The organism is Providencia sp. PROV114 (assembly GCF_032704305.1).
GTDB classification, from domain to species: Bacteria; Pseudomonadota; Gammaproteobacteria; order Enterobacterales; family Enterobacteriaceae; genus Providencia; species Providencia rettgeri.
This window is the reverse complement of record NZ_CP120528.1, coordinates 4,468,133-4,488,606: the sequence shown is the minus strand read 5'-3', so window position 1 is coordinate 4,488,606 and position 20,474 is coordinate 4,468,133. Positions and strand designations below refer to the sequence as shown.

Genomic DNA, 20,474 nt, shown 5'->3' with positions numbered 1-20,474 from the left:
AAGTTAGACTTATTTATCGAATTAATTTTAGTGATATAGCTAAACGCATAAGACGATTGTATTTTGAACCATTATTAAATAGTTTAAATACATTCCGCCATTTCATATACCCTAAGTAATTTAATTGGAAAATATTTGGGTACTTACTTACACAGGTTAAAAATACACCTTGGTCATCATCAATAATACCTGAAGATAAAAACTTCTTTTGTGTCTCAAAGACAATTCTACAAAATTCAGGCCATTTTTCTTTACTAGCGACTAAAACACCGCCGATTATATGTGGGTCATTACTTAATATTGTTTTTAAGATTGACTGTTCATCAGTGAGGTTTGAAGTATCTTGTATAGTAAATAAGTGAATCTTATTTTCACTGAATGGGTGGTACCATTCATTAATTCCATAAATATTTTCATTATTTCGGATATAACCAAAATCAACCCAAGCAGCGAGAGCATTATCAACTAAACCTAGGTCAATGGCCTTTTTGACAAAATAAGGTTTTAGATTATTAATTAAAACATATTCAGGTGACCAATATTCAGGGAATCGTAATAATTTTGGGTCGATTAGTTGTTTAAATGTACCACTGCTTTGAATTCGTTCTATTTTTTTGATAATAAATTTGAATTTTTTATGGAGATCAATCGTAATGATATGAGTTGTTTTACCTTTTCTCATTGAAAGGATTTTTTCTTGTAAATCCGATGTTGTAAAAACAACAATCGTGTTTTCAAGCTTTGCTAATCTACTGAAATACTTATAGTAGGTATTATTTGTGCACTCTAATGAGTTAGATCGGCCATTTTTTCTATTCCAATTTCCTCTACCGATGTCAAAAAATGCCGTTATGATTGTAATTGAATTATTCATTATAATTAATGTCTGGTATTGAGTAGACGAAAAAAGATTGCCTACGTAAATGATGCGGTAAAAGACTAAAAGGCTTGAGTAGCTAAGATACCTTTCTATAGAAAATGTTTCAACTGTTCATAAGTGTAGATAGCACTTATATCCTCAATATGGTTATTCGGAGATTTAATCGTATGTTGCCCTTGCCCATATCCCCCAATCAAGCCGGGGTCGGTGGGGCCAAACAGGGTAAAATTAGGTTTATCAAGTGCCGCTGTTAAATGGCTAAGCCCAGTATCGACAGAAACCACCGCTTTAGCGTTTGCAATTTGCTGTGCAACTTCAGCTAACGTGAGTTTAGGTAAGACCTCAACAAAATCAAAGCCTTTTGCTAATCGTTCTGCACGTTGCTGCTCATGAGGTGCTCCCCAGGGCAATTTGATTTTGATACCACTTTCAGCCATCAGTCCAATAAGTTCTCGCCAATTTTCTTCAGGCCAATGTTTGTCATCACGGGTAGTTGAATGCAAAAAAATGACATAAGGGCTTTGATGCTCTTCTGCAGACTGCAAAAAGTGTCGAGCAATCGCGTAATCGCCTTGTTGTGTTGGGCAGGTGTAACCAAGACTTTTGGCAAATAACTGGCGAATACGTTCAACGGCGTGTTGTTGCTTGCTGATTGCGTAACGATGGTCATAAAAGAAGCTGGCTAATGGTTCGCGAATACTATGGCGGTCATAGCCATGTTTATCACCATGCGCTAAGCGGGTGACAAGAAAAGCGCTCTTTAATAACCCTTGTGCATCAATGACAGCATCATAATGTGTTGCTTGTAATTTCTTGCGAAATTCGGCACGTTCGGCTCTGATCGGCGCAGAAAACCAATTTTTTCGCCAGCGGCGAATGGCCACAGGGATCACCTGGTTAACGGCACTGTGCCATGTTGGAATTTGCGCGAAGCCTTCCTCAACGACCCAATCGAATTGAATACCCGATATGGCTTGCTGTGCATCGGTCAGTGCAGGTAATGAGTGTAAAACATCCCCCATTGAAGATGTCTTGACTAATAATACTCGCATCATTCAATACCTATATTTAACCGAGCTAACGCATCGATAACTAATTGAGGTTGGATATCAATCAAACTTTGGTGATAACCACTTTCACCGTCACCTTTACGCACTTTGTGATACCCCGTAATTAGGCGGATCACTTCTGCTTTATCTGATAATGGTGGGGTAAAATCAGGGCTACTTGGGCCATACAAGGCGACAAGAGGTTTACCTAGCGCTGCCGCGACATGCATCAAACCAGAGTCATTACTGACAACTGCATTACAGGCATCGATTAGATTAACGGCTTGTTCTAAAGATGTTTTACCTGAAAAATTATGGCAATGTAATTTCGCATCATCGGTCAGCTCTAGACGAATGGCTTCACCTGCCTCGTGGTCTTTTTGTGAACCAAATAGCAGTACTTGATAGCCTTTTTGGCTAATCAGTGTTTGAGCAAGAGAGGCGTAGTGATAATGGGGCCAACGTTTGGCGGGGCCGAACTCTGCGCCAGGGCAAAAACCAATAATAGGGCGAGAACCATCAACCCCAAAGGTTTGCAGGGTTTCAGTAACTTCTTGCGGCACCGTCACCAGTTTAGGCGGTAAAATGGGTGTCGGAATATCGGAAGCTGATTTAATAGTTTGCTTATCATAAGCAAGAGCAACATATCTTTGCACCATTAAAGGAAAAGCTTCTTTATTTAGTGGACGAATATCATTGAGTAGGCCATAGCGCATTTCTCCACGCCACCCTGTTCTTTTGGGGATGTTTGCAAAGAAAGGCACAAATGCAGACTTTAAGGAATTTGGTAACACAATAGCTTGATCATAGCCATTTGCCCGCAAACTCTTACCTAATCGACGACGTTCCCCAATTTCCAAAGCACCATGTCCGAGAGGCATAGGAATGGCTTCGTTAACCTCGGGCATTTTGGCGAGTAAAGGACGACACCATTGTGGTGCCATCACATCAATCTGTGCATGGGGATGCAACGCCTTGATCGTACGATAAAGGCTTTGTGACATCATCATATCCCCTACCCATGAAGGGCCGATCACCAATATTTTCATAAATAATTTTTCAGAAATAAGCGTTACGCGTCTTTATTGAGCAGGTGCATATATTCGGTGACACCTTCTGCAACCGTTTTAAATGGTGCGGTATAACCGGCGGCACGTAGCTTAGTGAGGTCAGCTTGTGTGAAGCTTTGGTAGCGACCTTTTAATTTTTCAGGGAATTCAATGTATTCGATAGCCACATTTTTATCTTTGTGGAATTCAGTGACTGCATCAGCAACAGCTTGGAAAGATTCCGCACGACCTGTTCCGCAGTTAAAAATACCTGAAACATTATTTTCCCAGAACCATAAGTTTACCGCAGCCACATCACCCACATAAATAAAGTCACGGCGGAAAGTATCGCTCCCCTCGAACAGTTTTGGACTTTGCCCTTCATTGATTTGTTTGTTTAAGTGATAAGCAACGCTTGCCATGCTGCCTTTATGGTCTTCATTTGGCCCATAGACGTTGAAATAGCGGAAACCACAGATTTGTGAGTTAGCTTCAGGCAGGATTTCACGCACATATTGGTCAAATTGGAATTTCGAATAACCATAGACATTTAATGGTTTTTCAAATTGGCGCTCTTCAATAAAATTATCGCTACGACCACCATAGGTTGCTGCGGAAGAAGCGTACAAGAATGGGATTTCGCGATCCAAACAATAGTGCAGTAACTCTTTCGAATACTGATAGTTATTGTCCATCATATACTTGCCATCCCACTCCGTGGTTGACGAGCAAGCACCTTCATGGAATACCGCATCGACATCGCCGAAATCATCACCCGCAATGATACTGCCAATAAAATCTTCTTTATCTGCATAATCCGCAATATCAAGGTCAACAAGGTTAGCGAATTTAGTCCCGTCTTTCAGATTATCAACGACTAGGATATCTGTACGGCCGATTGCATTTAGGGCTTTAATAATATTGCTGCCAATAAAACCAGCTCCGCCAGTGACTATGATCATTGGGTATACCTCAAATGGGTTAAGAAAATAGGATCGTAATTGGTGACTATAATAACATCTCTTGGCGCTGACGGTAGCATTGATAGAAGAGAATTGAGCTAACACTTAAATAAGAGTAAGGGAAATATCGTGATCTTGGCTACAAACTTAACTTATTTATGCTGTGAATATCGCTACGTGTAGAGACTATTATTAAACTCAATTAATAGTCACTTTACAGGAAGAAATCATGTCAGAAAGATTTTATCAGCAGATTCAAGAGCAATTGGTACAAATTGAAGCCGACGGGTTATTTAAAAACGAACGCATTATTACGACTTCACAAGATGCTGACATTGAAATTGCAGGTGGCCAGCGAGTTATTAATTTCTGTGCTAACAATTATCTTGGTCTTGCAAACCACCCCGAACTCATCGAGGCCGCTAAACAAGGAATGGATAGCCATGGTTTTGGGATGGCGTCTGTGCGCTTTATTTGTGGAACGCAAGACAGCCACAAAATTTTAGAGCGCAAATTGGCGGATTTTCTGGGTATGGAAGATGCGATCCTTTACTCATCCTGTTTTGATGCAAATGGTGGGCTGTTTGAAACCTTATTAGGGCCGGAAGATGCCATTATTTCAGATGCATTAAATCATGCATCAATTATTGATGGGGTTAGGTTAAGTAAGGCTAAACGCTACCGTTACAGCAATAACAATATGGTGGAATTAAAAGCACGTTTAGAGGAAGCCAAAACAGCAGGGGCTCGCCATATTTTGATTGCCACAGATGGTGTGTTCTCGATGGATGGTGTTATCGCGGATTTAAAATCCATTTGTGACCTTGCCGACGAATACCAAGCATTGGTGATGGTGGATGATTCACATGCTGTTGGTTTTGTTGGGGAAAATGGCCGTGGTAGCCATGAGTATTGCGATGTAATGGGGCGTATCGATATTATCACGGGGACATTAGGTAAAGCCCTCGGCGGTGCATCCGGTGGTTATACGGCAGCGAAAAAAGAGGTCGTTGAATGGCTGCGTCAGCGTTCTCGCCCTTATTTATTTTCGAACTCACTCGCTCCTGCAATTGTAGCCGCATCTATCAAAGTGATCGATATGATGAAAGAAGGTCATTCATTACGTGAGAAGTTATGGCGTAATGCTGTGTTATTTAGGGAAAAAATGACAGCAGCGGGTTTCACCTTGGCTGGAGCAGACCATGCCATCATCCCAGTCATGTTAGGTGAAGCTAAACTTGCCCAAATTTTTGCAGAAGAGTTACTTGATGAAGGTATTTATGTCACGGGCTTTTTCTATCCTGTTGTACCGCAAGGTCTGGCACGTATTCGCACTCAGATGTCTGCAGCGCATAGTGAGGAGGATATTTTACACGCTGTTGATGCATTCACCCGCATTGGTAGAAAACTAAAAATAATCAAATAAAAGGTCTTTTATGAAAGCACTGTCCAAACTGAAAGCTGAACCAGGTATATGGATGACGGATGTTCCGAAACCGGAACTCGGGCACAATGATGTGATGATCAAAATTCGTAAAACTGCGATTTGTGGTACGGATGTACATATCTATAACTGGGATGAATGGTCACAAAAAACTATTCCTGTTCCAATGGTTGTCGGTCATGAGTATATAGGGGAAATTGTTGCAATTGGGCAGGAAGTCAAAGGCTTTAAAATTGGTGACCGAGTGTCAGGGGAAGGGCATATTACTTGTGGCCATTGTCGAAATTGTCGCGGCGGGCGTACCCATCTTTGCCGCAATACAATTGGAGTTGGGGTTAACCGAGAAGGGTGTTTTGCTGAATATTTGGTGATCCCCGCATTTAATGCTTTTAAAATTCCCGATAACATTCCTGATGAAATAGCGGCGATTTTTGACCCATTTGGTAACGCAGTTCATACGGCACTTTCCTTTGATTTAGTGGGGGAAGATGTGCTGGTTTCCGGCGCTGGGCCTATTGGCATCATGGCAGCCGCAGTGTGCCGACATGTGGGAGCACGACATGTTGTTATCACGGATGTGAATGATTATCGACTTGAACTCGCGAAAAAAATGGGGGTTTCCCGTGCCGTGAACGTCAGTCGTGAAAATTTAAAAGACGTGATGAACGAATTGGGAATGAAAGAAGGTTTTGATGTTGCATTAGAAGTTTCTGGTGCACCAGCCGCTTTTCAGACCATGTTAGACACCATGAACCACGGTGGCAGAATCGCCCTATTAGGGATTCCTCCTGCCTCAATGGCAACGGATTGGAGCCAAGTGATCTTTAAAGGGTTATTTATTAAAGGGATCTACGGCCGAGAAATGTTCGAAACATGGTACAAAATGGCGACACTCATTCAATCTGGTTTAGATTTATCACCAATTATCACTCATCAATTCCCCATTGATGAGTTCCAAAAAGGCTTTGATATCATGCGTTCAGGCCAATCTGGTAAAGTGATTTTAAACTGGGATTAAATTTTTATCATATCCAGTCCCCTTCTTGGCTTTTGCACTAAGAAGGGGGAATACAAATGGCTTACTGCTGTTGCTTGAAAAGCGGGCGTTTTTGCGCTTTATCGCCCGAAACCAGCAGGGGTTGTAAAGCCTTATCGTTATAAATACTCTCAACAACAAACATAATAAAATCAATTCCCTGTCGCTTAGAGGTTGGTAATGTAAACTCACATATACCGAGCTCTTGCGGAATAATCACATTTTCTGGTTGGCTAACGGTCTCAGGTTGCCCGATGACAGCTTCTTCGGTTGGCGCTGTTTTTATTTCATTTTGCATTGGTTGTTCGGACTGAGGCTGTGCCTTCTTCGCTTCTTCAGATAACATTCTTAATGATGTTGGTTGTTTAGTTTTAGATTGAGGGCTCAGCAGAGTACTAACGGCAACTAATTCAACATCAGCAGGAAGTTGGGCAAGGTATTTTTGCAAGGCTCGAACGGTAGATGGGTGCGGATGGCCAATGGCAACCGCACTGCCGTGTTTACGCGCGTAAGCAACGGCTTTATTCAACTGAGTGCGGGTTTCTTCTTCCGATTGGTGGTTATCAATAAAAATATGGCGACGTAACGTGGGAACGCTGTACTCTTTGGCAGCATTACCTGCTTGAGTATTGCCAATAGTCACGCTATCGAGGAAAAACAAGTTTGACTTTGACAGGCTGTGCATCACATGGCGCATTCCTGCCAAGTTAGACGTCATCTCACTTCCCATATGGTTATTCATACCTTTTGCATAGGGAACCCGGCTTATCGCATTTTTAATAATACGGTCAATTTCCTCTGCACTCATCGATGGGGCCAATGTGTCTTTCTCTAATGGTTGCTTGCTCAATGGTTTCATTGGCATGTGAATGAGAATATCACGTCCTTGCTGATGTGCTTTTTCTGCGACTTCACGGCCATGAGGTGAGCTTGGCAAAATGGCAATAGTCACCGCTGGGGATAAGGCTAAAATTTGGTTATCTTCCTTGACGCGATATCCGAAATCGTCAATCACAATCGCTAATTTTGCAGCACTCGCCGGTAGACACATCATCAATAATGAGAAGAGAATGAGTGGCCGAAAGGGAAAGTGCTTCAACATAATGTTATCCTAATTAATTGAATTTAAAATTTATCGTCCTAACCATGGACGAGGGTTCACGGTTTTACCTTGTCTGCGAATTTCAAAATAGAGGGCAGGACGTTCTTGGCCGCCACTGCTACCCACTAAGGCGATAGGTTGGCCCGCTCTAACCTCTTGGCCAACATTCACTAAGGCACTTTGGTTATAACCATACAGGCTCATATCCCCTTTACCGTGCTCAACGACGACAACGAGCCCATAGCCTTGCAACCAGTCAGCCAGTAACACACGCCCATCAGCGATGGCTTTGACTTGCGTTCCTTCATTAGCGGCGATAACCATGCCTTTCCAACGTAGTTCGCTGGAAATGACATCACCGTAGTTATGAAGCAATGAGCCGCGAACTGGCCAAATAGCTTGCCCAGCAGGGCGCCCTAAACCGCCAGTACGGGACATCAGTGAACGTTCACTCTCTGACGGTTTATAGGTTGAGCCTTTTTGTTTGGCTTGACGCTCTTTTTCAGCGACTTGTGCGCGAATACGTGCGGCTTCTTTGGCCTCTCGCTCTGCTCTGGCCTTAGCTTCACGTTCGGCGCGAGCAATTTTGTCGCGTAATCTCGCTTCGTTTTGTTTTAGAACAGCAAGATTTTTTTGGTCTTCTTTTAATGTACTTTCAAGGGCATTTAAGGTTTTTTGCCGTGAAGCACGTGCATTATCCAACTTTCGTTTTTCTTGTTGCTGGCGAGCCAGCGTTGTTTTTTGTTCGGCTTGTTTTTTTTGTTCGAGTTGTTTTTGTTCTTGTAGCTCTTTAGTGGTTTCTTCTAATGCGGCAATGTTTTTTTCACGCGCTTGATTTAAATAGCTGTAATAGGCCAAAATACGTTCTTCTCGCTGGCCTTCTTCACCTTTGAACATGAGGGTTAACCCTTGGTGTTTACCTAACCGGAAGGCAGCGTCTAGTTGGTCAGCTAATAATTTTTCTTGTTGTTGTTTTTTGGTTTGTAGCTGCTTGATATTGCTATTTAAGGAAACAATTTCTTTATCTAATTGTTTTAGCTGATTTTGAGTTTCATGCAGGCTACGCCCTGCGGCGGAAATGCTTTGCTCTTGTTGTTTAAGTTGTTCAAGCAGTGCTGAGCGCTTGGCTTGTTGTTCTTTTACGCTTTTTTCTTTTTCAGCAATACTTTTGAGTAAATCATGTAATTGCCCTTTATTTTCAGTGATCTGGTTGGCAAACACAGTTTGTGTTGGGGCGAGCGCAAGCAACCCTAACCCAAAGAGAGCGCTAATAGCCTGACGAATAAATGAAATTTTCATTCGATGATGTGTATTGGCCATCGTGATAAATCACCTCAATTAAATGCAATAACTGATTATTTCATCTGCAAGTGATGGTTTCCAGCACTGTCTAACAAATAGTATTGAAAACATTTATAAATTCGGACTTTTGCCCTGAATCAGAACTATATTAAGTCAAATAACACAGTTTTATTATCACTGATTTATTTTGTATAGCCAGTATTCAATACTTTTTTCTTATTCACTGCCTATTTGAAGCACGATTTAGACCTGTTTCGCACGTTTATGATAAAATATTTGCGTACCGCTTCGAAACAGAAAAGCGATTTTTCACTGAACGGTGTTAATTTTGCGTGCCTTAGCGCAAAAAAAATAAGCTAGTTTGCGGGAATTGGCTGTAATTAGCTCAACACAAAGGTATACTCAGAACCCTTTGATATTCGTTTTTAACTAACGGGAGTGATTGCCCCCCATGATCCAAGAAATCATGCAATTTGTAAGCCGGAACATGTTATTGAGTCTGGTTTGGATAGCGCTATTAGTTGCTGTGGTTGTTATGACCTTTAAAGGCCTTTTCTCTAAAACGAAAGTGATTGCTCGTTCACAAGCGATTACACTGATTAATAAAGAAGAGGCGGTTGTTGTCGATTTACGTTCTCGCGATGATTTCCGTAAAGGGCACATTATTGATTCTATTAACTTAACACCGTCTGAAATTAAAGAGAATAATTTAGGTGAATTAGAAAAACACAAACAGAAACCAGTGATTATCGTTTCTGCGAGTGGTATGGAATCAGGTAAACCTGCTGAACAGCTGGCACAACACGGTTTTGAAAAAGTCTTTGTCCTGAAAGAAGGGATCTCTGGCTGGGCAGGTGAAAACCTTCCGCTAGCTCGTGGTAAGAAGTAGTTATCCAGCATGTATTTGCTCCCAAGTTATATTCGCAGTATGTGACTTGGGTAGCGCAATGCAGCGAACACCCCTGTAGCTCAAAGAATGACAGGGAAAATTCATATGGAAGTTAAAGGTACATAAACTATGTCAGAACAAAACAACTCAGAAATGGTTTTTCAAATTCAACGCATTTATGCAAAAGACGTTTCATTTGAAGCACCTAATGCACCACACATCTTTCAACACGAGTGGCAGCCAGAAATTAAATTAGATTTAGATACTTCTTCAACTCAGCTGTCTGAAGGTGTTTATGAAGTTGTTTTACGCGTCACAACGACTGCAACTTTAGGTGAAGAAACCGCTTTCCTGTGTGAAGTCCAGCAAGCGGGTGTTTTCTCTATCGAAGGTATTGAAGGTACTCAAATGGCACATTGCTTAGGTGCATATTGCCCGAACATCCTGTTCCAATATGCACGTGAAGCGATCACTAGCTTAGTGGGCCGTGGTACATTCCCACAATTGAACTTAGCGCCAGTTAACTTTGATGCACTGTTCATGAACTATTTACAGCAGCAACAAGGTGAACAAGCGCAGAACTCAGAAGCTCAACAGGACGCTTAATGAATACTGCTTCAATGACAGTGATCGGTGCCGGCTCGTACGGCACCGCTTTAGCCATTACGCTTGCACGTAATGCACATCAGGTTGTGTTATGGGGCCATGACCCAAAACACATTCATCAATTAGAACAAGATCGCAGTAATCAGGCGTTTTTGCCTGGCGTTTCTTTTCCTGATAGTTTATCTCTCGAAACGGACTTAAAACGCGCCGTTGAGGCGAGCCCCAATATCTTGATTGTGGTACCGAGCCATGTTTTTGGTGATGTACTAAAACAAATCCAGCCATACTTACGCGCAGACTCCCGTATTATTTGGGCGACTAAAGGCTTAGAAAGGGATACTGGCCGTTTGTTGCAAGAAGTGGCACGTGAGGTATTAGGTAATGAAATTCCTCTGGCTGTGTTGTCCGGTCCAACGTTTGCAAAAGAGCTCGCCGCAGGTTTACCAACAGCAATTTCTGTTGCCGCAAGCGATAGCCAATTTGGTGATGACTTACAAAAGTTATTCCATTGCGGCAAGAGCTTTCGCGTCTATAAGAACCCGGATATGGTTGGGGTGCAACTGGGCGGTGCAGTAAAAAACGTGATTGCTATTGGTGCCGGTATTTCTGATGGCATGGGCTTTGGTGCGAATGCACGTACTGCATTGATTACCCGCGGTTTAGCTGAAATGAGTCGTTTAGGTGCAGCTTTGGGAGCAGACCCTGCAACTTTTATGGGTATGGCAGGCTTAGGTGACCTTGTGTTAACGTGTACAGATAACCAATCCCGTAACCGCCGCTTTGGTATGATGCTAGGTGATGGCGTTAGCGTTGAAGATGCAGAAAAAGAGATTGGCCAAGTCGTTGAAGGCTATCGTAATACCAAGGAAGTCCGCGCACTGGCTGAGCGGGCAGGTGTTGAAATGCCAATTACTGAGCAAATTTATCAAATCCTTTACCGCCATAAAAATGTGTTAGAGGCGGCGCAAGCACTACTAGGGCGTGCGACGAAAGATGAAATTGCCGATATGCCAAAGCTGCATGATTAATAAAAATAGATAGGTGAGTGATTATGTCGCGTGAAGAACTGGATAGAATTTGGGGTTTCATTAAAGATGAAGCGAAGTCTCTTGCGGACTGCGAACCACTCCTCGCCAGCTTTTTTAACGCGACATTGTTAAAGCACGACAATTTAGGCAGTGCGCTCAGCTATATGCTAGCCAATAAACTGAGCTCGCCGATTATGCCAGCGCTTGAAGTGCGTGAAATTGTTGAGGAAGCTTATCGCAATGACGAAGGCATGATTTTCTCTGCAGCAATGGACTTAGCCGCGGTTCGCCTACGTGACCCTGCCGTTGATAAATATTCCACTCCATTATTGTATTTGAAAGGTTTCCACGCCTTGCAAGCCTATCGTATCGGTAATTGGCTGTGGAAAGAAGGCCGCCAAGCGCTGGCGGTTTACCTGCAAAATCAAATTTCCGTTTCATTTGGCGTCGACATCCACCCTGCAGCCCGTATTGGTTGTGGCATCATGCTTGACCACGCAACAGGCATCGTGATTGGGGAAACTGCAATTGTGGAAAATGATGTATCAATCCTACAATCCGTCACACTCGGTGGTACTGGGAAAACCTGTGGTGACCGCCACCCGAAAGTGAGGGAAGGGGTGATGATTGGTGCAGGGGCAAAAATACTCGGTAATATTGAAATTGGCCGCGGCGCAAAAATTGGCGCAGGTTCAGTCGTGCTTCATCCCGTTCCACCGCACACCACAGTGGCAGGGGTTCCCGCACGTATTGTCGGTAAACCAACCAGCGATAAACCGTCCTTAGAAATGGATCAAAACTTTAATGGCAGTATTTGGGGTTTTGAAGATGGGGATGGAATTTGAGTTGTGAGGGTTCTAGTTCGATCGTTTTCATTTTTGATTTCCTTCATTTGTATATAAATCGACCAAAAATTTGCCTTAACCTCAATGAAGTTATACAATGTTTATACATTGAGAAACTAATATACTCAAAAATAAGTATGGGGTAAGAGAAATGAGCGTTGCTATAAAAAAATGGGGAAATAGCCAAGGCATTGTTATCCCATCAGCTATCTTAAAACAATTAGGTATTGAGGTTGGTCAACGTCTTGATATTTCTGTTAATAACGGTAATTTGGTTCTTTCTCCCAAAAAGAAGATAAGGATGTTTTCTGAAGCTTATTTGCTTGACAATATGAATGAATATAATAGTCATTCAGATGAACTTGCTCAAATTAATGATATGGAAATTGGTGAATGAGTAAAAGTTACATACCAAGGCGAAATGATATTATTTGGTTAGATTTTGACCCAACGAAAGGAAAAGAGATAGGAAAATATCGGCCTGCACTCGTTTTATCCAGTGTGGAATATAATAAAAAATCAGGCTTGGTAATTTGTTGTCCTATTAGCACAAGCATTAGAGGGCACATAACAGAAGTAGGGATAAATAATCTTGATACTCCGTGTGTTGCTGCGGCAAACCTTATTCAAACACTACCTTGGAAAGATAGAAGTATGAAGTTTGGGGTAGTTGCTGATGAGGGGGTTCTTGATAGTGTGCTCGCAAGGTTGATCCCATTAATTGGTGGAGAGCATTTTTTTATTGATTCAAACTAAAGGAACTCAAACTGAGCTCCTTTTATAGTCTAGTCCTTTAGCAGCGCCCCTGAATACCCCAATTGCCTCCATGCTTCAAACACAACCACTGCCACAGAGTTGGATAAATTCATACTGCGGCTGTCTGCCAACATAGGAATACGAATTTTCTGCTCCATTGGCATGTTATCTAGCACATAAGGCGGTAAGCCGCGAGTTTCAGGGCCAAACATCAAATAGTCATTTTGTTGGTAGCTGACATTGCTGTGGCTTGGTTTACCTTTAGTGGTTAAAGCAAACACGCGAGCCCCACTTTCAGATTGGTTATTATCCGGGTTTAGCCCTTCACTTTTTAAAAAAGTAAAATAATCATGGTGGTGCTTGATATCGGCAAATTCGCTATAGTCCAACCCTGCACGGCGTAAGCGTTTATCATCCCATGTAAACCCAAGCGGGTGAATAAGATGCAAATCAAAGCCAGTATTGGCACAAAGACGAATGATATTGCCAGTATTTGGCGGTATTTCTGGTTCGAATAAAACAATGTGTGGCATAACGTTAAGCTGATATTTTTGATAAGAAATGATGGGAAGAGTTTACGCGCAAATGGGTTTGTTTTCATGTGGAACTTTTATTTGTACTGTAAAAATTATTTGAACCCTGAAAACAAAAAACGAGCCATAAAGGCTCGTCTCTGAAATAACTCGTTGAGGTTAGCTATTATAACCATTAGGGTTCATGGACTGCCAACGCCAGCTATCATTCACCATATCTTGAATAGAATACTGCGCCTTCCAGTTTAAATCTTTCAACGCTTTTTCTGGGCTAGACCAGCATTCCGCAATATCACCGGGGCGTCTTGCTACAATCTCATATTTAATTGGCTTGCCTGCTGCTTTTTCAAAAGCAGTAATAATTTCCAGCACACTTGTGCCAGTTCCTGTACCAAGATTGTAAACATGTAATCCTGCTTGTTGGCTAACTTTATTCAGTGCGGCAATATGGCCATCGGCCAAATCCATCACGTGAATATAATCACGAACACCAGTGCCATCCGGTGTTGGGTAATCATTACCAAATACCATGACTTGTGGGCGGCGGCCTACAGCGACTTGTGAAACAAACGGTGCCAAATTATTTGGAATACCTTGCGGGTCTTCCCCCATGGTTCCGGATGGGTGTGCGCCAACAGGGTTAAAGTAACGCAGCAATGTTAGTGACCAATCATCTTCCGCAGTATATAAATCCGAAAGGATACGCTCAACCATATACTTACTGGTTCCATATGGGTTGGTGGTCCCACCGACTTTGGAATTTTCTGTTAATGGTACTTCTTCAGGATCACCATATACGGTTGCCGATGAACTAAAAATCAGGCTTTTAACACCGGCTTTTTTCATGCTTTCCACTAATACCAGTGTGCCATTGACGTTAACATCATAGTATTCAATCGGTTTCTGTACTGACTCACCAACAGCTTTTAACCCAGCAAAGTGAATGACGGAATGAATTTGATGATTAGCAAAAATAGACTCTAAAATTTGGCCATCACGCACATCACCTTGGTAAAAAACTGGCTTAACACCTGTGATAGATTCAATACGGTAAAGCACCTCAAGGTTAGCATTATGCAAGTTATCTAAAATAACCGGCTGCATCCCTTGCTGGATCATCTGTACACAGGTATGGCTACCAATGTAGCCAAGACCACCAGTAACGAGAACGTGTTGATTATTCATCTCAATATTCCTGAGTCTTAATATTCGTAATGGTAGTTATAATCGTCAGATCTTGCATCAATACCATTCAAGATCACACCCGTAATTTCGATATCATTTTGCTTAAAGCGTTTCAGTGATAAATCGACATCTTTCACGGTATTCACCCCGTAGAAAGCAATCAGTAATGAAGTACCGACATATTTACCAATAATTGCTGAGTCAGTAATTGCTAAGATTGGTGCGGTATCGATCACCACAATATCGTATTGGTTTTTGACTTTATCCAGTAACTGCTTAAAGCGCTCACCCATTAATAACTCAGACGAGTGAGTGACATTTTTACCACGGCAAATCACATCGAGGTTTTCAATTACGTTGGCATGAATAGTGGGTGATTCTATGTTTTGCTGTGACAGATATTCAGATAAGCCCGCTTTATTGTTTAACCCAAAGGCTTTGTGCAAACGACCTTTACGTAAGTCGGTATCGATTAATAACACTTTCTTACCTGCGTTAGCCAGTACCACCGCCATATTGGAGGTAACAAAACTTTTCCCCACACCTGGCGATGCACTGGTCACCATCACCAGGTTGTTACCTTGGTTCATAACCGAGAAGTACACGCTGGTACGTAATGAACGGATAGCTTCAACGGCGGTATCTGCTGGGTTTTCTATCGCTAATGGGCTCTTATTGCCAGCCTCAATCAGTTTTTTCTCATAGGCTGAGAAAGGAATGGTGGCGTAGACGTTGACTCCCAATGCATCGATATCTTCCGTGCTCTTAATTTTATTATTAAAGAACTCGCGAGCAATGACATACGCGCAGCCGATAATAAAACCAAGGATAGTGGCAAGAGCAACAATCAGTGATTTTTTTGGTGCTACAGCATTTGGTTGTGACTCCGCGGAGTCAATAATACGCACATCGGCAGTAATACCAGAGTTCAATACGCTGAGCTCTTGTTGTTTCGCGACTAATTGAGCGTAAATCGCTTGTTCTGCTTCAACATCACGAGTTAAACGGACGATTTCTTGTTGGGTATTCGGTAATTTTTGAATATTTTTACTAATTTTTTCTTTCTCACGTAACAACTGTTGGCGTTTATCTAACAGGGACTGATAAGCGGGGTGGTTACGAGTATATAACTGTTGAATTTCCACTTCTTTGAAGGTCAACTCATTGAGTTTCTCTTCGACCTGCAAAGCAGTATCTAAAGCCGCTTTAGCTTCTAAAGAAAGGTCAATCGATTCATTCTTTTTACGAAAGGCATTGAGCTGGTTTTCGTAGTTATCTAATTTCTTTTTAATCGTAGGTAAGTAGCCATCTAAGAACACGAGTGTATTGTTGGTGACTTCTTTTTTACGCTCGGTATTTTGGTCTACATAGTTTTGGATAACACTGTTGAGAATGTTAACATTCTCAGTCTTATTCGCCCCTTTAATGGCTAAACTGATAATACCGGTACCTTTGCCCACTTCCGCGATGGTTAGGGTATTGCGTAAGTTTTCAATGGTAGAGTAACGGGCATTTTTGATTAACGAAAACTCTTCACCAGTTTCAGCTGCGAAACTGGAAATTAATAAGTTAATTTCACCTTGTTTGAGCACTTCACCGACTTTACCTTGCAAGATTTGGCCATCCACATTGAGGGAATAATTGTTATCCCCTAAATACGTCAGGGTCAATGGCTGGCCAATTAAGTTTTCAGGTAATTGAAATAGGGCAATATGGACGGGAGCCACTTCACCAAGTAACTTACTGACGAAGCCTTCAGGGGCTGCTTGAGTGTCTAAGTTCAAGTCTGCAACGGTTTTGCCCAATACCATGCGGGATTTGATAACTTCAATTTCAGAGTCGACTTGGTTATTGCTGTTACCAAATGGCATAACATCACTCATTTGGTCAAGTAATGAGACCTGACCTAATTTGTCATACTGTAAGGTCGCATTCGCTTGGTATATGGGGGTTGCTAATAAACTGTATGCAATGGCGATAGCCGCAAAAATAACAGTAAAAAACCCAATTTTAATGGTGTTGGATTTCAAAACTTTAAACAGAGCGAGCAGATCGATTTCATCTGAGGCAGGGGAGCTATTTTTTGTTGTGTTCATAATAGGTTAAATGTTAAGTCATCCAATAAATAAAATTAAATTTTGCCTTGCCAAGCAATCGCGGCTTTTTCCATCAACTGGTAAACATGTTCAAACATTTCATCGCTGCGTTTGTGCGGGTCAGGGATTTCGGTTTTATTGATCCATTGCCCAAATAACATCACCTTACCGCGAGTTTCAGGAAACTGCTGGTGGATTTTAGCAATATGATCGTTTTCCATCACTAGGATTAAGTCTGCTTTATGGCATATTTCGCTGGTTAATCGACGTGATTGATGGTTTTCAAGGGAAAGGCTATGTTGTAGTGCAATGCGGATAGCACGGTCATAAGCGGGCATGTCATTTTTGGCGATAATACCCGCCGAATGAACAGTTTTTTCGGGAAAATAGTGCTGTAATAAACGCTCCCCCGTAGGAGAGCGGCAGATATTTCCCATACAAACAACGAGAATATTATTAAGCATATCGATTACCAGTCGTGAACTCGCTTCACACCCTCAGTTAGCTGATTATAAGATGCGATAGTTGGTAACAGTTGGGTAATCAAACGGTTCCAACGCACCACAGGCGCAGCGGTAACATACACTAAGTCATAAGGTTGCAGTTTAAATTCAGTACCCATCACAAGTGAGGTGGCATCTGATAAGTCTAGCTGATAAACCGCGGCCATTTTTTTCGGTAATAGCGCTTCGAGTTCTTTGTCTTCCGCTGGCTGGTTTTTAATTGGGCGGATAACAAATACACCCGTTGCATTAGCCGTTGTTTGGTTAAGGCCGCTCGCTTTGCTTAGGGCTTCAGTAATACTCATCCCCGCGCGGTCAATAGTTAAGGTCGTTGGTTGACCGACTTCACCCATCACAAATACTTTTTGGTTATCATTACGTGGCACATATAGCACATCACCCGGTAGCATCAGGTAGTTTTGGGTTAAATCGCCGTACTGAACTAAATCTTGTAATGACACTTTGATTTCTTTGCCGTTACGGGTAAGAACGACGTTATCCCAATCGGCTTTTTCGGTTAAACCACCGGCATTATTAAAGGCTTCTAAGATAGTTAGTGGAACGTTAGTGATAGGTAGTGTACCTGGTTTGGCGACTTCGCCTGACACATACATTTTTTGTGAGCGGAAGGCAGCGATACTGACATCCACTTGTGGGGATTCAATATAGGTGGCTAAACGGTTGCTGATCAGAGTACGGATTTCAGTGACGGTTTTACCGATCACTTTGACTTTACCAATATACGGGTAGTAGATAGTCCCATCGGAATGTACCCAGTTACCGGAGTCCTGTGCACTACGGTAAGAACCCGCAGGGATAGTCAGCTCAGGGTGGTCCCAAACCGTAATGGTTAATACATCACCTGCACCCACACGGTATTCATAGTGAGTTAGTTGCTTTTCTAACTGCGCATTGGGTTTAGCAATGGTGGGGGCGGTGTACATATCATCCAATAATTTTGGTGAAATGGGGTAGATATCAACCAATTTGGTAATGTCACGGTCACCCGTATCAACCACATTTTTGCCTGAGGTTGATATATAGGCACCGGGGGCGACAGTACAGCCTGTAAGAAAAATAGTGGTAGAGATTAGCAAGATTTTTATTTGTATATTAATCACTTAAGTTTTCCTATGAGAATGTGATAACTTATGGTAATAGTCTTTTATAGATTGAATCAATCTTCTCTATACGCTTATCAATGGAGTACTGAGACATTATTTTTTCTCGTGCGTGTTTCCCTAACTCTATCCTTAATTCTTTATTGTGGATTAATTGATTGACAGCAGCATTAAGTGATGGCTTGTTATCAAGCTCAAATAGGAATCCATCATTACCTTCAGTCACTAATGCCCTATTTCCACTTATGTTTGATACGACACATGGTAATCCTGTACTTTGGGCTTCTAAAATAGCCAAAGGCATGCCTTCCCATTTAGATGGCAAAACAAATATATCAAGGGTATTTAATATTGTTTCCGTATTATTACACCAACCCATTAAGATAACTTGGTTTTCTAAATGATGGCTTTGAATTTGTTTTTTTAGTACGTTTGATAATTCGCCATCGCCGATAAAGATAAGTTTAATATGATTATTTAATTTTAATGTATCGATTAAACTATTGAACAAGAATAATGGGTTTTTTTGCTCCCAGAGCCGTCCCGTCATCCCTATTAATATATCAGTATCTCTATACTTAAATATCTGTCTAAGCAATTTCTTTTTTTCATCACATAGTGGATTAAATTTTTTTATATCAACTCCATTTGGAATTACATAAACGCTACTTTCAGGCTGTTTCAATGTATTAATAGAAATTTTTTTATCTTCTTCATGTAGGCAAATAAGAATATCCCCACATAAAGAGCCTAATCTTTCCATTAAATAATACAATAATAATTGTATTTTATTTTTTGCAGAAGGAAAGGAAAAGCCATGTACAGTATGAACAATTAAGGGGACTTTAGAAAAAAAACTCGCAAGGCGACCAATAACTCCTGTTTTTGAGGAATGAGTATGAACAATATCAAAATTTTCTTTTTTTATAATTTTGAATAAGCTATATAATGAAATAAGGTCGTGGTAAGGTGAAATTTCACGCTTTAGTGATTTTACAATAATGACTATGATGCCTAATTTTCGAGCTTCATTTGTTAATGGGCCTTCTCCGTTACAAATTAAATATTTTATATACTCATCATTAGATAGTCTTTGTAATTCATCTAATGTAACTCTTTGAGCACCGCTTAAAATAGGAAGTAACTGTATATGTGCAATTTTTTTCATTTTTTATAATAATCAAACTTTATGGTTGAATGGGCCTGTTATTCCTTTTAATCCATCAGATATAGCAAAATAAGAGTATTTTAGAGTGTTGATTTTGTTTTTGGATGTAATCAGTGATACAAAAAATCTAATAGGGTTAAAAATACACTCCCTTATTTTATATCCTATAGGGATATAAGGTAGTCGGCACATATGGAAACTGTTTCGTAGTAAGTAATACCGTCTTAAGGGAGAGTGAACGGAAATCGTTCTTCCTAATAAAGATATTCTTTTATCTCCAATTGAGTGTGACATTTGTGCCTTGTTTGATATATAACATTTAAACCCCATAGAGATGGCACGATAGGACCATTCAACATCTACATAATCAATAAAAAAATCACTTTTCATCAATCCAATAATTTCAATAGTTGAGTTTCTAATTAAACAACCGGAAGCAATAATAAAAGATGCTTCCACAGGTTGATCCATTATCTGAACACGTTGTAAAAATGGCCCTTTATAGACGGTAGCAGGATAAGGCTTATTTACTTTAGGATCGTAGAAAGAAGGACCGATAGCTGCAACATTAATGTTTTTATTTATTAGTTCTCTTTCGTCTAACAATAGATTATTAATAAATAGTTGGTCTGGTATGCTATCTTGATCAAAAAGTATGACATGACTAGAATTTAATTCATGGGACTTTTTTATGCCAATGTTTTGAGCATGGGCAATACCCATATTAGAGTCTAATGGCATTAAAAGGCAATTGGTAAAATTAGAACATATAGATGATATTTCATTTATATTATCTGAATTATTATCAACCACGAGCATATAAGAAACCTGCTTAGCAAGGCTAGTGAGTTGAGATAAAAGTAATTCTAATTCTGGATTGTAAGTAATACTAATAGATATTATATTGTTTTTCATATTTA

General features: G+C 41.0%; 21 protein-coding genes. 8 read left to right on the top strand and 13 right to left on the bottom strand.

From position 1 onward, the window contains the following. Positions 1 to 13 precede the first annotated feature (13 nt). The 4 genes from P3L37_RS20695 to rfaD all read right to left on the bottom strand — a co-directional run bounded on the left by P3L37_RS20695 (position 14) and on the right by rfaD (position 3,940). Complete coding sequence (locus P3L37_RS20695; protein WP_115168204.1) at positions 14 to 874, bottom strand: WlaTC/HtrL family glycosyltransferase; 861 nt, start codon at positions 872 to 874, stop codon at positions 14 to 16. Between the two features lie 95 nt (positions 875 to 969). Continuing rightward, complete coding sequence (rfaC, locus tag P3L37_RS20690; RefSeq protein WP_109912523.1) at positions 970 to 1,932, bottom strand: lipopolysaccharide heptosyltransferase RfaC; 963 nt, start codon at positions 1,930 to 1,932, stop codon at positions 970 to 972. Next, entirely contained in the window at positions 1,932 to 2,978 is a 1,047-nt protein-coding gene (rfaF, locus tag P3L37_RS20685) for an ADP-heptose--LPS heptosyltransferase RfaF (protein ID WP_110731535.1), read from the bottom strand. The genes rfaC and rfaF overlap by 1 nt, the downstream gene beginning before the upstream one ends. A gap of 23 nt (positions 2,979 to 3,001) precedes the next feature. Beyond that, positions 3,002 to 3,940, bottom strand: coding sequence for an ADP-glyceromanno-heptose 6-epimerase (gene rfaD, locus P3L37_RS20680; protein WP_004906933.1), 939 nt, complete (start codon positions 3,938 to 3,940; stop codon positions 3,002 to 3,004). Positions 3,941 to 4,169: 229 nt separating this feature from the next. Here rfaD and P3L37_RS20675 point away from each other — a divergent pair, with 229 nt between their 5' ends. Together P3L37_RS20675 and tdh are read left to right on the top strand one after the other, a co-directional pair. Then, positions 4,170 to 5,366: a glycine C-acetyltransferase gene (locus P3L37_RS20675; RefSeq protein ID WP_109912521.1), complete on the top strand. Its 1,197-nt coding sequence runs from the start codon at positions 4,170 to 4,172 to the stop codon at positions 5,364 to 5,366. Between the two features lie 10 nt (positions 5,367 to 5,376). Next, entirely contained in the window at positions 5,377 to 6,402 is a 1,026-nt protein-coding gene (gene tdh / locus P3L37_RS20670; RefSeq protein ID WP_004906937.1) for an L-threonine 3-dehydrogenase, read from the top strand. A gap of 61 nt (positions 6,403 to 6,463) precedes the next feature. Here the strand turns inward: tdh and P3L37_RS20665 are convergent, their stop codons facing one another. Both P3L37_RS20665 and envC read right to left on the bottom strand, forming a co-directional pair. Next, on the bottom strand, positions 6,464 to 7,522 hold the full coding sequence (locus tag P3L37_RS20665; RefSeq protein WP_272667511.1) for a divergent polysaccharide deacetylase family protein: 1,059 nt from the start codon (positions 7,520 to 7,522) through the stop codon (positions 6,464 to 6,466). Between the two features lie 30 nt (positions 7,523 to 7,552). Then, positions 7,553 to 8,842 (bottom strand): murein hydrolase activator EnvC, encoded by a 1,290-nt coding sequence (gene envC / locus P3L37_RS20660; RefSeq protein ID WP_115168198.1) that lies wholly within the window; start codon positions 8,840 to 8,842, stop codon positions 7,553 to 7,555. 433 nt (positions 8,843 to 9,275) lie between these two features. Between envC and P3L37_RS20655 the strand changes: the two genes are divergently transcribed. From P3L37_RS20655 to P3L37_RS20630, 6 genes are all read left to right on the top strand, one after another. Beyond that, a complete protein-coding gene (locus P3L37_RS20655; protein WP_004265159.1) occupies positions 9,276 to 9,713 on the top strand; it encodes a rhodanese-like domain-containing protein in 438 nt (145 codons plus the stop codon). A gap of 129 nt (positions 9,714 to 9,842) precedes the next feature. Beyond that, on the top strand, positions 9,843 to 10,319 hold the full coding sequence (gene secB / locus P3L37_RS20650) for a protein-export chaperone SecB (protein WP_272667512.1): 477 nt from the start codon (positions 9,843 to 9,845) through the stop codon (positions 10,317 to 10,319). Beyond that, positions 10,319 to 11,347 carry an NAD(P)H-dependent glycerol-3-phosphate dehydrogenase gene (gene gpsA, locus P3L37_RS20645; RefSeq protein ID WP_004265161.1) on the top strand — a complete coding sequence of 343 codons (1,029 nt, stop codon included), beginning with the start codon at positions 10,319 to 10,321 and terminating at the stop codon, positions 11,345 to 11,347. The genes secB and gpsA overlap by 1 nt, the downstream gene beginning before the upstream one ends. A gap of 23 nt (positions 11,348 to 11,370) precedes the next feature. Continuing rightward, positions 11,371 to 12,192: a serine O-acetyltransferase gene (cysE, locus tag P3L37_RS20640; RefSeq protein WP_004906950.1), complete on the top strand. Its 822-nt coding sequence runs from the start codon at positions 11,371 to 11,373 to the stop codon at positions 12,190 to 12,192. 151 nt (positions 12,193 to 12,343) lie between these two features. Beyond that, positions 12,344 to 12,589, top strand: coding sequence for an AbrB/MazE/SpoVT family DNA-binding domain-containing protein (locus P3L37_RS20635; RefSeq protein WP_004906951.1), 246 nt, complete (start codon positions 12,344 to 12,346; stop codon positions 12,587 to 12,589). Then, positions 12,586 to 12,948, top strand: a complete 363-nt coding sequence (locus P3L37_RS20630; RefSeq protein ID WP_109912519.1) for a type II toxin-antitoxin system PemK/MazF family toxin — start codon at positions 12,586 to 12,588, stop codon at positions 12,946 to 12,948. The genes P3L37_RS20635 and P3L37_RS20630 overlap by 4 nt, the downstream gene beginning before the upstream one ends. Before the next feature lie 29 nt (positions 12,949 to 12,977). On the opposite strand, the gene trmL is transcribed toward P3L37_RS20630, so the two are convergent. The 7 genes from trmL to P3L37_RS20595 all read right to left on the bottom strand — a co-directional run bounded on the left by trmL (position 12,978) and on the right by P3L37_RS20595 (position 20,469). Further along, positions 12,978 to 13,481 carry a tRNA (uridine(34)/cytosine(34)/5-carboxymethylaminomethyluridine(34)-2'-O)-methyltransferase TrmL gene (gene trmL, locus P3L37_RS20625; protein WP_109912518.1) on the bottom strand — a complete coding sequence of 168 codons (504 nt, stop codon included), beginning with the start codon at positions 13,479 to 13,481 and terminating at the stop codon, positions 12,978 to 12,980. 159 nt (positions 13,482 to 13,640) lie between these two features. Further along, positions 13,641 to 14,666, bottom strand: a complete 1,026-nt coding sequence (galE, locus tag P3L37_RS20620) for a UDP-glucose 4-epimerase GalE (protein ID WP_272667513.1) — start codon at positions 14,664 to 14,666, stop codon at positions 13,641 to 13,643. Positions 14,667 to 14,683: 17 nt separating this feature from the next. Next, positions 14,684 to 16,762, bottom strand: coding sequence for a polysaccharide biosynthesis tyrosine autokinase (locus P3L37_RS20615; RefSeq protein WP_272667515.1), 2,079 nt, complete (start codon positions 16,760 to 16,762; stop codon positions 14,684 to 14,686). Between the two features lie 35 nt (positions 16,763 to 16,797). Next, a complete protein-coding gene (locus P3L37_RS20610; RefSeq protein WP_272667516.1) occupies positions 16,798 to 17,226 on the bottom strand; it encodes a protein tyrosine phosphatase in 429 nt (142 codons plus the stop codon). 5 nt (positions 17,227 to 17,231) lie between these two features. After that, a complete protein-coding gene (locus P3L37_RS20605) occupies positions 17,232 to 18,386 on the bottom strand; it encodes a polysaccharide export protein (protein WP_272667517.1) in 1,155 nt (384 codons plus the stop codon). 28 nt (positions 18,387 to 18,414) lie between these two features. Continuing rightward, positions 18,415 to 19,554, bottom strand: coding sequence for a glycosyltransferase family 4 protein (locus P3L37_RS20600; protein ID WP_272667518.1), 1,140 nt, complete (start codon positions 19,552 to 19,554; stop codon positions 18,415 to 18,417). Between the two features lie 12 nt (positions 19,555 to 19,566). Next, positions 19,567 to 20,469, bottom strand: a complete 903-nt coding sequence (locus tag P3L37_RS20595; RefSeq protein ID WP_272667519.1) for a rhamnosyltransferase — start codon at positions 20,467 to 20,469, stop codon at positions 19,567 to 19,569. Positions 20,470 to 20,474 lie beyond the last annotated feature (5 nt).

Bases quoted from the DNA above. Each gene is read 5' to 3' on its own strand.
- rfaD (WP_004906933.1), bottom strand. From the start codon at position 3,940: ATGATCATAGTCACTGGCGGAGCTGGTTTTATTGGCAGCAATATTATT.
- cysE (WP_004906950.1), top strand. From the start codon at position 11,371: ATGTCGCGTGAAGAACTGGATAGAATTTGGGGTTTCATTAAAGATGAA.
- rfaC (WP_109912523.1), bottom strand. From the start codon at position 1,932: ATGCGAGTATTATTAGTCAAGACATCTTCAATGGGGGATGTTTTACAC.
- P3L37_RS20595 (WP_272667519.1), bottom strand. From the start codon at position 20,469: ATGAAAAACAATATAATATCTATTAGTATTACTTACAATCCAGAATTA.
- rfaF (WP_110731535.1), bottom strand. From the start codon at position 2,978: ATGAAAATATTGGTGATCGGCCCTTCATGGGTAGGGGATATGATGATG.
- P3L37_RS20610 (WP_272667516.1), bottom strand. From the start codon at position 17,226: ATGCTTAATAATATTCTCGTTGTTTGTATGGGAAATATCTGCCGCTCT.
- secB (WP_272667512.1), top strand. From the start codon at position 9,843: ATGTCAGAACAAAACAACTCAGAAATGGTTTTTCAAATTCAACGCATT.
- P3L37_RS20695 (WP_115168204.1), bottom strand. From the start codon at position 874: ATGAATAATTCAATTACAATCATAACGGCATTTTTTGACATCGGTAGA.
- envC (WP_115168198.1), bottom strand. From the start codon at position 8,842: ATGGCCAATACACATCATCGAATGAAAATTTCATTTATTCGTCAGGCT.
- tdh (WP_004906937.1), top strand. From the start codon at position 5,377: ATGAAAGCACTGTCCAAACTGAAAGCTGAACCAGGTATATGGATGACG.
- P3L37_RS20635 (WP_004906951.1), top strand. From the start codon at position 12,344: ATGAGCGTTGCTATAAAAAAATGGGGAAATAGCCAAGGCATTGTTATC.
- trmL (WP_109912518.1), bottom strand. From the start codon at position 13,481: ATGCCACACATTGTTTTATTCGAACCAGAAATACCGCCAAATACTGGC.
- P3L37_RS20655 (WP_004265159.1), top strand. From the start codon at position 9,276: ATGATCCAAGAAATCATGCAATTTGTAAGCCGGAACATGTTATTGAGT.
- P3L37_RS20600 (WP_272667518.1), bottom strand. From the start codon at position 19,554: ATGAAAAAAATTGCACATATACAGTTACTTCCTATTTTAAGCGGTGCT.
- P3L37_RS20630 (WP_109912519.1), top strand. From the start codon at position 12,586: ATGAGTAAAAGTTACATACCAAGGCGAAATGATATTATTTGGTTAGAT.
- galE (WP_272667513.1), bottom strand. From the start codon at position 14,666: ATGAATAATCAACACGTTCTCGTTACTGGTGGTCTTGGCTACATTGGT.
- P3L37_RS20615 (WP_272667515.1), bottom strand. From the start codon at position 16,762: ATGAACACAACAAAAAATAGCTCCCCTGCCTCAGATGAAATCGATCTG.
- gpsA (WP_004265161.1), top strand. From the start codon at position 10,319: ATGAATACTGCTTCAATGACAGTGATCGGTGCCGGCTCGTACGGCACC.
- P3L37_RS20665 (WP_272667511.1), bottom strand. From the start codon at position 7,522: ATGTTGAAGCACTTTCCCTTTCGGCCACTCATTCTCTTCTCATTATTG.
- P3L37_RS20675 (WP_109912521.1), top strand. From the start codon at position 4,170: ATGTCAGAAAGATTTTATCAGCAGATTCAAGAGCAATTGGTACAAATT.